Annotated in this window: 9 protein-coding genes; 3 read left to right on the forward strand and 6 right to left on the reverse strand. The window is 69.8% G+C overall.

All coding sequences use genetic code 11. From position 1 onward, the window contains the following. Nucleotides 1–13: 13 nt before the first annotated feature. From ABGB21_RS03085 to ABGB21_RS03095, 3 genes are all read right to left on the reverse strand, one after another. Nucleotides 14–958 (reverse strand): alpha/beta hydrolase, encoded by a 945-nt coding sequence (locus ABGB21_RS03085; protein ID WP_347656543.1) that lies wholly within the window; start codon nucleotides 956–958, stop codon nucleotides 14–16. A 257-nt stretch (nucleotides 959–1,215) separates the two neighbouring features. Continuing rightward, a complete protein-coding gene (locus ABGB21_RS03090; RefSeq protein WP_347656544.1) occupies nucleotides 1,216–1,905 on the reverse strand; it encodes an HD domain-containing protein in 690 nt (229 codons plus the stop codon). A 74-nt stretch (nucleotides 1,906–1,979) separates the two neighbouring features. Further along, nucleotides 1,980–2,711, reverse strand: a complete 732-nt coding sequence (locus ABGB21_RS03095) for a hypothetical protein (protein ID WP_347656545.1) — start codon at nucleotides 2,709–2,711, stop codon at nucleotides 1,980–1,982. A gap of 39 nt (nucleotides 2,712–2,750) precedes the next feature. Between ABGB21_RS03095 and ABGB21_RS03100 the strand changes: the two genes are divergently transcribed. Continuing rightward, nucleotides 2,751–3,377 (forward strand): helix-turn-helix domain-containing protein, encoded by a 627-nt coding sequence (locus ABGB21_RS03100; RefSeq protein WP_347656546.1) that lies wholly within the window; start codon nucleotides 2,751–2,753, stop codon nucleotides 3,375–3,377. A gap of 96 nt (nucleotides 3,378–3,473) precedes the next feature. Next, nucleotides 3,474–4,685 carry a C45 family peptidase gene (locus tag ABGB21_RS03105; RefSeq protein ID WP_347656547.1) on the forward strand — a complete coding sequence of 404 codons (1,212 nt, stop codon included), beginning with the start codon at nucleotides 3,474–3,476 and terminating at the stop codon, nucleotides 4,683–4,685. A 127-nt stretch (nucleotides 4,686–4,812) separates the two neighbouring features. On the opposite strand, the gene ABGB21_RS03110 is transcribed toward ABGB21_RS03105, so the two are convergent. Together ABGB21_RS03110 and acs are read right to left on the reverse strand one after the other, a co-directional pair. Next, a complete protein-coding gene (locus ABGB21_RS03110; RefSeq protein WP_347676256.1) occupies nucleotides 4,813–7,125 on the reverse strand; it encodes an immune inhibitor A domain-containing protein in 2,313 nt (770 codons plus the stop codon). Between the two features lie 444 nt (nucleotides 7,126–7,569). Further along, nucleotides 7,570–9,534: an acetate--CoA ligase gene (gene acs / locus ABGB21_RS03115; RefSeq protein ID WP_347656551.1), complete on the reverse strand. Its 1,965-nt coding sequence runs from the start codon at nucleotides 9,532–9,534 to the stop codon at nucleotides 7,570–7,572. A 248-nt stretch (nucleotides 9,535–9,782) separates the two neighbouring features. Between acs and ABGB21_RS03120 the strand changes: the two genes are divergently transcribed. Then, entirely contained in the window at nucleotides 9,783–10,550 is a 768-nt protein-coding gene (locus ABGB21_RS03120; RefSeq protein WP_347656553.1) for an oxidoreductase, read from the forward strand. A 13-nt stretch (nucleotides 10,551–10,563) separates the two neighbouring features. Here ABGB21_RS03120 and ABGB21_RS03125 read toward each other — a convergent pair whose 3' ends face one another. Next, nucleotides 10,564–11,364, reverse strand: a complete 801-nt coding sequence (locus ABGB21_RS03125; RefSeq protein ID WP_347676258.1) for an HAD-IB family hydrolase — start codon at nucleotides 11,362–11,364, stop codon at nucleotides 10,564–10,566. Nucleotides 11,365–12,139: the final 775 nt, after the last annotated feature.

Raw genomic sequence — 12,139 nt, forward strand, 5'->3', positions numbered from 1 at the left:
GGCGGGCGGCCGGTCACGACTTGGCCCAGCGGAGCACCTCGCCGAGCACCAGGTCGGTCGCCTCGACGTGCGGGAAGTGGCCGACGTCGTCGAGCAGTCGCCACTCGTACTGCGCCGAGACGTAGCGGCTGGAACCCTGGGCGGTACGCGGCAGCGACGCCTGGTCGAGCGCGCCGTGCAGCTGCAGGGTCGGGGTGACCAGCGGCTGCTGCATCAACTTGACGAACCGGTAGCCGTGCAGCCGCAGCACCGAACGGAACGCCCACCGGTAGCCCTCCATCGCACAGAAGGCCGCCTGCGGGATCTGCATCGCCTCCCGGCAGCGTTCCGCGTACGCCTCGAATCCCGGGCTGTCGACCCAGCGCGGGCCGCCCCAGCGGCGCAGGAAGTAGCCGACCAGCGCCGCGTCGTCCCGGGTCAGCACGTGTTCGTACCGGGGGATCTGGAACTTGAGCGCCGGGGTCGCGGCGGCGAACTGACCGCGCGGGTCGGCGAAGATCCCGGCCCGCAGCCGCAGCGGATGTGGTGCGGCGAGCACCACCAGGCGCCGTACCAGGCTCGGGTGGAAGGCTGCGGCGGTCCAGCCGATCATGCCACCGGCTCCCGAGCCGACCAGTACGGCCGACCGCTCGCCGAGGGCCCGGATCAGGCCGGCGACGTCGGCGGCGAGCGTGTAGCCGTCGTACCCCCGGGGTGGCTTGTCGCTGGCGCCGTACCCCCGCAGGTCGACCGCGACGGCCCGGTAGCCGGCGTCGGCGACCGCCGGCAGCATCTCGTGCCAGGCCCACCAGTGCTCCGGGAAGCCGTGCAGGAACAGCACCAGCGGCCCGGTACCGACCTCGACGACGTGGAACCGACTGCCGTTCGCCCCGACGAAGCGGTGGGTCCACGGTCCCTCGACCAGTACGCAGGACTCGTCCACCACCCGCTTCCGGCCACCCGTGCTCCGCTCGCTCATGTTCGACAGCCTAGGCCCAACCCTGGTCGACGCCGCCGGTGTGACCGATGGTTCAGGGAATCGTCGGGGAATTCACCCCAGGTCGGGGCGGTCGGGCCAGGGTTCGCGCGGCTCCCACGTCGATGTCTGCGCCGCCGGTCACCGGCCGGCGAGATCGGTGCCACCTGGCCGGGGGGAACGATCCGGCCGGGTCCCTCCGGCCCCGGCCGGACCATTTCCGCGACCTCGAGGTCCTCGCGAAGTCGGTTACGGCGCGGCTACCGTGACAGGTGACGATCGGCGTCCCGCTGGTACCCGTCGTAGTCGTTCCAATGTGGGGACTGGGTCATCAGTTCTTCCCAGCTCGGCCAGATCGCCCTGGTCTCTTGGCGAACGAGTTCGCCCGGCATGCTGAACGGCGGGGCTTTCTGTGGCTTGTCGAGCGCCTGGCCGACGATCGTGTCGTGGAGGACGGCGGCGGCGTGCAGCCGGGGGAGTACGGCGTGGATGCGGTCGGCGTAGCCGGCGGGTAGGGGATACGACCCGTCGGGGCCGAGGTCGAATCCGGCGCCGGCGCTCACCAGTGCGATCTCCGGACGCTTCCGGATGGCGATGTCGTAGTGCGTGTGCAGTGCGATCGCGTCCCAGACGACTGCCACCTTCTCTTGTGCCAGCCCCTGCTCGGTGAGGAAGCGGGCGGCCAGGTCGGCGCCGTCGAGGTCGAAGGGCTGGTCGCCGTTGCCATCGCGGCTGAGTCCGGCGTCGTGCAGCAGGCAGCCGACGAAGAGTAGTTCGTCGTCGTAGTCGCGGTCGGGTCGCAGACCCTGCTGTTCGCCGAGAAATCGTCCGTAGAGGTAGGTGCGCATGCTGTGGTTGAAGATGGCCGGGTCTTCGATGCTCCGGACGAAGCGAAGCGTGCTTGCCGCGACATCGGTGCGCGGGAACGGCAGTTGTCCGTATTGATCCATCAGGTCACCCTCTCCGGGGGTATGGCGTTGTTTGTTCGGTCCTTGGAGGTGCGTTCACGGAAGGGACTTCCGAGTCATCCGGTCGCCGGTCGGGGATCCACCCGCCGAGATCGTGGGACCTTGTTCGGGCGGATCAGGACGGTGCCGTAGGTGACGATCCACACCACCCACAGCAGCCAGCCGACCAGGCCGAAAAGGCCGAGCGGACCCGCTCGGTCGACGACGAGTGGCGCGAGGGTGGCCGACGTGAACAGCAGTGCCGCGGACAGCAGCCCCAACGTGCCGTGCCACCGCCGGATGAGGTTGGCGCGCCGGCCGGCGATGGAGAGCCCGATCAGGGCGAGGGCCAGGAACGTACCGTTGAGGGTGAACAGACAGTCGTGTAGCGACCACAGCAGCCCTGTCGTACCGGCGTCATCGGTGGTCGAGGACGTCAGCGCGAGACGGATGGCCACAACCGCGGCGAAGGTGGCGTTCTGCAGCACCAGACCGGCGAATCCGAGCAGTGACCAGGCCTCGCCCCGGTCACGCTCCGACTGCCACAGCACGGTTACCGCACCCGCGCCGAAGAGCGTGGCCATGATCCATGCGGCGGGGGTGAGGGCGGTGGTGAGACCCACGATGTGGGTCCGGTCGCTGAAGAACGCGTCGACCTCGTCGATGCCGGCACCGGTCTGTGGTAGGCCCGCGGGTACGGCGATCAGGTTGGCCACCACGATCATGGTGGCGAAGCCGATCGCGGCGATGCCGCTGAGCCGGTGGAAGCCGATGCTCGACGGTACTGCGAACTTGGCTTTACTTGACATGTATTCACTATAACCAACGTAAAGTGATAGGAGGCGAGCATGACCGCCGAGCCCGGCCGGCGGCGCTACGAGTCCGTACGCCGCACGACGCAGGCCCAGCAGACGCGCGCCGAAATCGCCCAGGCTGCCCGTCGACTCTTCGTCGCCCACGGTTGGGCGGGTACGACCGTCCGCGAGGTGGCCCGCGAGGCCGGCGTCTCGGTCCCGACGGTGTATGCGGCGTACGGGAACAAATCCGGCCTGGCCCGGGCGCTGGCCGACGCGGCCGACCTGTCGGCTGACGCGGCGCGGATGCTTGCCGAGCTGGAGGCCCCGACGGCGACGCCGGAGCGACAACTCGCCGCGATGGCCGGTTACGACCGACGGCTGTTCGAACGTTCGGGCGACGTCATCACGCTGGTCCGCGAAGCGGGTCGTACCGAGCCCGAGTTGGCCACCACCTACCTCGATGGCCGCAGACGGGGTGACGAGACCCGGGTACGGGTCTTCTCGTCGTGGTCGCCCGGGGTGCTCCGCCCCGGCCTGGACGTACCGACCGCCGTGGACATATACGCGGCGGTCTGCAGCATGGACGTCTACGCCGTCCTGACCGCCGAGCGCGGCTGGGCCCCGGATCGTGTCGAGCAGTGGTGGGGTGGGGCGCTGGCCCGGGAACTGCTGAGCTGAGGGAAGACGGGTGGGCACCAACCACGGCTCCAGGGCTGAGCCGGCGGTCAGGTAACGGGGATGACGGCCCGTGGGCCGGTTGACTACGGTGCTGCCATGACTGCCGCCCGCCGGATCACCCACCCCGACCTGCCGGTACCGCTGATCCGGGTGCAGGGGCCACCAGGGGAGTGCGGCATCGGGTACGGCGCCGTGGCGCGGGACCTGGTCGGCGCCAACCTCGACTTCTACCTGCGCCGGTTCTCCGACGAGGGCGGGCTGGACAGCGCGGCGGTCCGGTCCGCCGGTGCGGCGTTCCGGGAGGCCACCGTCCGGCACCATCCCCGGGTCGCCGACCTGCTGGACGGGGTCGCGGAGGGGGCCGGCGCCCGGGTCGACGAGATCTACGCGCTCAACGCCCGGACCGAACTGATCTACGGCAACCACCGGGAGACCGGTCAGACCGCGTCTGGGCAGCCCTCGGCCGGGCCGGCGACTGCGGCGCGTCCCTCGCCGGAGTCGGCCCCGGACGTCGGCGGATGCACCTCGGTCGGGGTGCTCGGTACCCACACCACCAACGGCCACCTGCTGCTCGGCCAGAACTGGGACTGGCACCCCGACCAGCGGGACGTGATGCTGCTGCTCGCCACCCGGGACGAGCGGGGGCTGACGGTGCTGACCCTCACCGAGGCCGGCATGGTGGCCAAGACCGGGTTGAACTCGGCCGGGGTCGGGGTCTGCGTGAACATGCTCGGCTGCGACCGGGACGGACTGCCCGGCGACGGCGCCGCGCCCGGGGTGCCGTACCACGTGCTGCTGCGGGCGGCGTTGGAGGGCGACAGCCTGGCGGAGGCGTTGAAGGCGGCCTGCCGGGGCACCCGGAACAGTTCGATCAACCTGCTGGTCGGGCAGGCGGCGGAGGCCGGCGGCGAACTGGTCGACCTGGAGCTGGTGCCCGGGGACGCGGGCTGGTCGCATCCGGTCGACGGGCTGATCACCCACGCCAATCACCTGGAGACCGGGCTGCCGGTCTACGACACGATGAAGGACTGGGGTGGCTCGTCGCTGTTCCGGTCGGCGCGGGCCCGGCGGCTGCTGACCGCGAAACTGGCCGACGGCAGGATCGGCGCGGACGACCTGATCAGGCTGTTCCGGGACCACGCCAGCCGGCCGCAGAGCATCTGCCGGCACACCGACGAGCGGTATCCGCCGGCGGAGCGTTCCGAGACGGTCTACTCCGTCCTGCTCGACCTGGACGAGCGGCGGTTCGGGATCGCCGCCGGTCCGCCCTGCGCGCACGACTACGGGTGGCTGGACCTGGAGTTCTGAGCCCGGTCCCGCCGCGGCTCTGCTGACCCGGCTCCAGCGCGGCTCTGCACCATCTGCGGCTCTGACGAGACCGGGGCCGGGAGCGCGATGCGCTCCCGGCCCCGGTTACCGACCGGTGACTACCGGATCAGTTGGTGACCTTGATGATCGCCAGGTCGGTGATGAGCCGGTTCTCCAGAATCAGCTCGATCTTGGTGCCGGTGCCGGCGACCTTGACCGAGTTCATCGGGTTCTGCGGCGACCAGTAGCGGTCCGGGTTCGAGTCGCTGAACGTCGTCACCGGGTTCAGCTTCGGCACCGTGACCGCCTGCCCGTTCAGGTGGAACGTCTGGGCGGGCTTGGTGAACTTGCTGAAGGTGGCGTCGTAGCTGCTCCGCCGGTTGGTGATGTTGCCGACGCCGGGGACCGTGATCGGGCCGGGCCGGACGTCGACCGGCAGGTTCAGACCGAAGCCCGGGTGGTCGATCGTGTCGTTGTCCTCGTACGCGTAGTTCACGTACCAGACGAGCAGGCCCTGGTGGTTCTTGAACCGTTCCACGAAGTCGGGCTTCGAGTTCTGCCACCCGAAGTTGTACGGACCGGTTTCCAGGGTCTTGTCGTACCCGTAGTAGGTCCGGTACTCCGCGATGTAGAACTGCGGACGGTCCTCGACGATCGAGCCGGTCGACCGGGTGAAGCCGCGGGTGGTCCACTCCGGCTGCTCGGTCTCGGCGTTGTCGGTCCAGACCGTGGCGCCGTTCTTGACCAGGGAGATGTTGTCCAGGAACGCGCCGGCGAGGTTCGTGCCGGTGTCGCTCTGGTACCGGTAGCGGAACTGAACGGTCTGCCCGGCGTACGCGGAAAGGTCGAGGTTCAGGTCGACCCACTGGCCGCCCGAGGAACCGTCGATACCGGTCTCGTTCTCCTCGATCAGCGGGTGGCTCAACTTGGTCCAGTTGGACCCGCCGTCGGTCGACACCTCGGCGAAGAGGTAGTCGAAGTTCTCCTCGATCTGGTACCACAGCTTGGCCGCGAGGGTAGCGCTGGTGGCCCCGGTGAGGTCGAGCGTCCTGGTCAGCGTGTTGTTCGAGTTGTCACCGGTGCCGCCCCACCACTCGCGTTCACCCTCGAACGGCGTGTTGAGCGGAATGGTGACCTCCTGGTCCGGCAGGTTCACCACGACCGCCTGGGCGAGACCGTCGGTGTCGCCGGCCGCTCCGAGCGTCGCGTACGTGGTGCCGCTGTCCCAGTCCACCGTGGAATAGTTGAGCCAGCCCAGGTACAGCTTCGACCACGGGTCCATGTAACCCGGGGTGGAGCCGATGTCCTGCTTGCCGTGGTTCAGCCAGGAGCCCGAAGCCATCAGGCTCCAGAACCCGACCCCGTTGTCGCCGCCCTGGGTGTCGTACAGGTCGGGCAGGCCCAGGTCGTGGCCGTACTCGTGGGCGAACACGCCCAGACCGCCGTTCTCCGGCTCCGTGGTGTAGTCACGGATCCAGAGCCCGGAGTCACCGATCTGCACACCACCGGCCTTGTTGAAGTCCGGGCCCGCGCTGCCGGCCAGGTCGGTGAAGGCGCCCCACCGGTGCGACCAGATGGCGTCCTCGCCCTGGGCGCCGCCGCCGGCCTCTTCGCCCTCACCGGCGTGTACCGCCTGGAAGTGGTCGATGTAGCCGTCGGCCTCGTTGAAGTTGCCGTCGCCGTCGTGGTCGTACCGGTCCCAGATGTCGAACTGGGCCAGGTACTGCTTGATCTCCGCCTGGGTCTTGCCCGCCGCGACCTGGGACTCGTACCAGGAGGTGGCGGTGTCCTTGATGAAGTTCCAGTAGCCGTCCCGCTCGGGGATCTCGTTGCTGCCGTACCGGGCCTCGTTGAACGGGACCTTGACCCACTCGCTGACGTCGCCGCCGACGGTGTAACGGCCACCGGACTGCTTCAGGTAGAAGTCGGCCATCGACTCCTTGCCCTTGGCGTACATCAGGTCGAGGTACGACTGCCGGTTGAAGTCCGACCTCCAGATGGTGCTGTTGTCGTCGGTCGGGCTGCCGTCGTAGACCCGGTCCCTCGGCGGGATCTGGTTGTGTACCGGGCCGTCGGTGCCGCCGGTCCGTGGGTCCTTCTGGTTGCCGAACTCGACCAGGATGGTGAAGATCGGGTCGACCTTCGCCGGCTGCTGGTACTCGACGAACCGGTCGGACTTGATCTGGATGACCTTCGACCCGTTACGGGTCTGCAGCTTGGCCTTGCCGGAGAGCAGGGCGGCGATGGCCTCCTTGCGGACCTGCTGGTGCTCCTCGGCGAGCGGGTCGGGCAGGTTGTCGGCCCGGTGGGCCGCACCCTGGGGCTCCCGGTCGGCCGGGGCGGGCGCCGCCGGGGCGGCGGACGCCGGAACCCCGACCGCGCCGGCGGCCAACAGCGCGGCCGTGGCGCCAGCCAGGCCGGCCGTGACTCGTCTCCTCAAAGGTCCTCCTCCTTTGTGGAAGTGTTACAGGACAGGCCGGCTCATGGCGGGCACTGTCATCAGACGCGATCCCCACCCTTGCAGATACGTGGATCCCTGTCACGGGTCAAGAATGTCGATGCCCAGCTTCCCGATCTACGTCTAATCAGGGCGAAAACGTTCTAAGGGGTGCCGATTTTTCTGCTGGTCAATGTCACGATTGTGAAACGGAAGGAACCCGATCATCCGCCCGTACGTCAATTGGCGTTCCGCACCGTCTCCCTAGCCGGCCGGTGGATGTCGGCCAGCCGGGCGGTGGACGACGGATGGCCGGCCCGAGCGGCCGACGGACCGGGACGGGCACGCCGCCACACCGGACGGTGACGACAGGCCGGGAAACCAACAACGGGCGGACCCGCTGGTCGGGTCCGCCCGTTGTGGGGGGTGTAGCGCGGCGCTCAGGCGTCAGTCCTCGTCGGACTTGCCGGTCTGCATGCCGGAGGAGATCAGCTCCATCACCGAGGAGTCCTGCAGCGTCGTGACGTCGCCGAGCGAGCGGTTCTCCGCCACGTCCCGGAGCAGCCGGCGCATGATCTTGCCGGACCGGGTCTTCGGCAGCTCCGGCACCAGCATGATCTGCCGAGGCTTGGCGATCGGCCCGAGCGTCCTGGCGACATGGTTGCGCAGCTCGGCGATGAGCGCCGGACCGGCGTCGCCGTCGGTGTCGACGTTGCCGCGCGGGATGGTGAAGGCGACGATCCCCTGCCCGGTGGTCGGGTCGGTCGCGCCGACCACCGCCGCCTCCGCCACCGACGGGTGCGAGACCAACGCCGACTCGACCTCGGTGGTCGAGATGTTGTGCCCGGACACCAACATCACGTCGTCGACCCGGCCGAGCAGCCACAGATCACCGTCGTCGTCCTTCTTGGCCCCGTCACCGGCAAAGTAGAGACCGTCGAACCGGGACCAGTACGTGTCGACGAACCGCTGGTCGTCACCCCAGATGGTGCGCAGCATCGACGGCCACGGCTCACGCAGCACCAGGAAGCCGCCGCCGCCGTTCGGCACCGACTCCGCCTGGTCGTCGACCACGTCCGCGCTGATCCCCGGCAGCGGACGCATCGCGCTGCCCGGCTTGGCCGCGGTCACCCCGGGCAGCGGGGAGATCATGATCGCCCCGGTCTCGGTCTGCCACCAGGTGTCGACAACCGGGCACTCGCCCCGGCCGATGTTCTCCCGATACCAGATCCACGCCTCCGGGTTGATCGGTTCACCGACGCTGCCGAGCAGCCGCAGCGAGGAGAGGTCGTACTGCTTCGGGATGTCGTCGCCCCACTTCATCATCGTGCGGATCAGCGTCGGCGCGGTGTAGAGGATCGTCACCTTGTGCTTCTGCACCAGCTCCCAGAACCGGCCCCGGTGCGGGGTGTCCGGGGTGCCCTCGTACATCAGCTGGGTGGCGCCGTTGGCGAGCGGGCCGTACACGATGTAGGAGTGCCCGGTGACCCAGCCGATGTCGGCGGTGCACCAGTAGACGTCGGTCTCCGGCTTCAGGTCGAAGACCGCGTGGTGGGTGTAGGCGGTCTGGGTCAGGTAGCCGCCGGTGGTGTGCAGAATCCCCTTCGGCTTCGCCGTGGTGCCGCTGGTGTAGAGGATGAACAGCGGGTGCTCGGAGTCGAACGCCTCGGCGGTGTGCGCGGTCGAGGCGGTCTCCACCGTCTCGTGCCACCAGACGTCCTTCTCCGACCAGGCGACCTCCTGCCCGGTACGACGTACCACCAGCACGTGCTCGATGCTCGGGCAGCGGGCCACGGCCTCGTCGACGGTCGCCTTGAGCGGCGACGGCTTGCCCCGGCGGTAGCCGCCGTCGGCGGTGATCACCAGCTTGGCGCTGGCGTCCTGGATCCGGTTGGTCAGCGCGTCGGCGGAGAAACCGCCGAAGACGACGCTGTGCGTGGCGCCGATCCGGGCACAGGCGAGCATCGCGACCGCCGCCTCCGGGATCATCGGCAGGTAGATCGCCACCCGGTCGCCGGCGGTCACCCCCAGCTCGGTCAGCGCGTTCGCGGCCTGGCTGGTCAGGGCCAGCAAATCGGCGTACGTGATGGTCCGGGTGTCGCCCGGCTCACCCTCCCAGTGGATCGCCACCCGGTCACCGTTGCCGGCCGCCACGTGCCGGTCCAGACAGTTGTAGGCGACGTTGAGCCGCCCACCGACGAACCACTTGGCGAACGGCGGGTTCGACCAGTCGAGAACCTGGTCCCACTCCTTCGCCCAGTGCAGCCGGCGCGCCTGCCGCTCCCAGTACGCCAACCGGTCCTCGGCCGCCTCGTCGTACGCGTCGGCGGTCACGTTCGCGGCGGCGACAAGCTCGGCCGGCGGCGGGAACTGCCGGGTTTCCTGCAACAGGTTTGCCAGAGTCTCGCTCATGGTGGGTGGCTCCTCAGGCGTCACGTAACGGGCGTTCGGTAGGAGGTTAGTCTCGGCGTACTGCCTGGTGCGAGGGGTCGGGGCGGCGCGGGCGGCGATACGCGCCGAACGGCCCCGTCCGGGCGCCCGTCGGTCCCGACGGTCCGCACACCGGACCCGCCCGGTGCTCCCGGGCTCGTCGCTGCCACGCTCGCGGGTCCGCGGCGCCCGTCGGTCCCGGGACCAGGCCCGGGCACTACCGTGGCAGGGTGACCACGGATCCGCTGCTACCGCTGCTCAGCCTGACCGACGTCGCACCCGCGGTCGACCGGGCCCGCGAGCGGGTCGACGCGGCGCTGCGGCACCGCGCGCTGCGTCGGCAGGGCGGCCAGGTCGCGGCCGAGGTCAGCCTCCGCTGCGCGGTCGCCAGCGCGGCCCTCGAGGGGTACGTCCACGAGCGTGAGCTGGTCCGCTCCGGGGTCGTCACCGACCCGGTGCTGCAGGGCGCGCTCCGGGTCGCCGGTGCGCTGCCCGGGCTCACCGACCGGTGGCCCCGAGCCCCCCGCCAGGTGCTCGCCCGGCTGCACACGCTGGCGGCCAGCGGCGTGGTGCCGGACGAGGCGCTCGGCCGGCCGGTCGACGCCGGATCCGCCGACGGGGAGGTCGCCGGACCGTCACCGGTGCTGGCCGCCCGGCTGGACGCCCTGGCCGGTCTGATCGCCGGTGGGACCCGGGTGCCGCCGGTCATCCTCGCCGCGGTCGTGCACGGTGAACTGCTCGCGCTGCGGCCGTTCGCCGGACCGTCCGGGGTGGTGGCGCGGGCCGCCGCCCGGCTCACCCTGCTCTCCACCGGGTTCGACCCGCGCGGACTGGTCGCCGTCGACCTCGGCCACCAGGACCGGGAACCCGAGTACGTCGGCGCCTCGAACGCCTTCGCCACCGGCACCCCGGACGGGGTCCGCGCCTGGCTGCGGCACTACACGACGGCGGTCGAGGTCGGCGCCGAACACCTGATCGCCATCGCCGACACGGTGTGAAGGAAGGCGAGACTCAGGTGGTGCTGGCGCGGGCCCGACGGTGCCGGCCGTACCAGGCGATGCCGATCGCGACCCCGACACCGACCCCGATCGCGGCGGCCGCGACCGGCACGGCGGGACGCTCCCGCAGCCGACGGCCGAGCGGGATCGGGTGCCGGAACTCCAGCACCGGCCAGCCGTGTTCGGTGGCCAGCTTGCGCAGCGCCCGGTCCGGGTTGACCGCGCTCGGATGGCCGACACACTCCAGCAGGGGCCGGTCGCTGACCGAGTCGGAGTAGGCGTACGACTCGGTCAGGTCGTAGCCCCGCTCGGCGGCCAGCCCCCGGACCGCCTCGACCTTGCTCGGCCCGGCGGCGTAGAACTCGACCTCGCCGCTGTACCGCCCGTCGACCACCGCCATCCGGGTGGCGATCACGTCCGGGACACCGAGCAGTTCGCCGATCGGCCGGACCATCTCCTCACCGGAGGCGGAGACGAGTACGACGTCCCGGCCGGCCGCCTGGTGTTCCTCGATCAGGGCGGCGGCCTCGGCGTACACGTAGGGGTTGATCAGTTCGTGCAGGGTCTCGGCGACGATCTGCCGGACCTGCTCGACCTGCCATCCCTTGCAGAGTGCCGCGAGATAGTCGCGGGTACGTGCCATCGTCTGCTCGTCGGTGCCGCCCAGCCGGAACATGAGCTGCGCGTACGCGGATTTGACCACGTCACGACGGCTGATCAGCCCGTCCCGGTAGAACGGTCGACCGAACGCCAAGGCACTCGACTTGGCGATGACGGTCTTGTCCAGATCGAAAAAAGCGGCGCTTCGGCCCACGGCGCAGGAGTCTAGTCTGATGGTCTATGGTCAGCGGGTGCGCGGGGTCACCTTTGGCAGGTCGTGACCGGTTACCGCCTGATCGGCAGATCAGCGCTGACGGTGATCACAGTCACACTGCGAGAGGGGACTTTCGCGCGGAGTGGAAGTTGGCGCCACTCGACGTATACAAGCCCACTCAGGCATGCTTGTATTTACGACACACTTTCATATCCTCTGTGCTCGTAGACCCTCGACGGTCGCACCCCCCGCGACCGCCGAGCGGGTTCGGCTCGACCCCCCCGGAGCCGAACCCCAGACGACCCCCGTCTCCCCCCGACGGGGGTCGTCGCTTGTCCGGCGCAAGCGCATTCATACAGGTCACGCTGTTATCGAGTACATCGGAACGGATTTGCCGGACGCGGGCGTGGCGGTACCGGCGAGCGACCGTACCGGCAGAGTCGCGGTGGCTGACCGGCTGCGTGGCCGGCGGGTGGCGCGGACGGGACCGGGGGATGTGGCGGCGCTCTGGGCTGCCTGCCGGCGGGTGTGACTACTCGTCGGCGCCCAACGTGGCTACTCATTCGGCCACTGGTCTACTGAGTTCCTGTCCGGCGCAGCGCTGCTTGTCTCCCACACCTGGGCAGAGTGCCTCAGTTGGACCGGTGCGGCCGGACGGGCCCTGGCGGACAGCGACCGCGCGGACGAGGACCTGTCTACGGTCGCTGGCCCGTTCACCGGCCATGAGCGTCCGCACCCACGAAAGGCCTTCAGAACTGCGGGGTTGATCACCGCT

The sequence above is a fragment of the Plantactinospora sp. B24E8 genome (assembly GCF_039871735.1).
Classification (GTDB): domain Bacteria; phylum Actinomycetota; class Actinomycetes; order Mycobacteriales; family Micromonosporaceae; genus Plantactinospora.